The sequence below is a fragment of the Halorubrum sp. SP9 genome (genome assembly GCF_005435015.1).
GTDB classification, from domain to species: domain Archaea; phylum Halobacteriota; class Halobacteria; order Halobacteriales; family Haloferacaceae; genus Halorubrum; species Halorubrum sodomense.
Genome location: NZ_SGXU01000485.1, coordinates 1 through 365, shown reverse-complemented (window position 1 = coordinate 365; position 365 = coordinate 1). Strand labels below are relative to the sequence as shown.

1 pseudogene is annotated in these 365 nt (G+C 55.9%); it reads left to right on the top strand.

Going from position 1 to position 365, the window contains the following annotated elements:
* Positions 1-356, top strand: a pseudogene (locus tag EXE45_RS18340) (ribonuclease H-like domain-containing protein); the annotation flags it as partial.
* Between the last annotated feature and the right edge of the window lie 9 nt (positions 357-365).

Here is a 365-nt window from a genome sequence, read left to right as displayed (position 1 = left end):
GATTCGATCTGCCATTCCTTCGAACGCGGTTAAGCCATCACGAACGCGAGTGGCCGTTCGCCGAGCTACCGTACATCGACGTGATGGAGGTCTTCTCCTCACGGTTCAATACGAGCGAGAACAGCCTCACTGGAGTGTATGGTGAGCTCGTGGCTTCCGGCCACGGCACAGTCGATCCATTTGGGGAAAGTAGCGAGGCCGTCGACGCGTGGGAGACTGGTGATTTCGAAGCGGTCGTACTCCACAACGTCGCCGATATTCGGCGTACACGAGCGCTGATGGACGTTGCGGAACGGTACTGCTCGAAATCAGACTTTTCGATGAAATCGCTCGATCCGGTGATGGATAGCCAGTGACTCGATTAA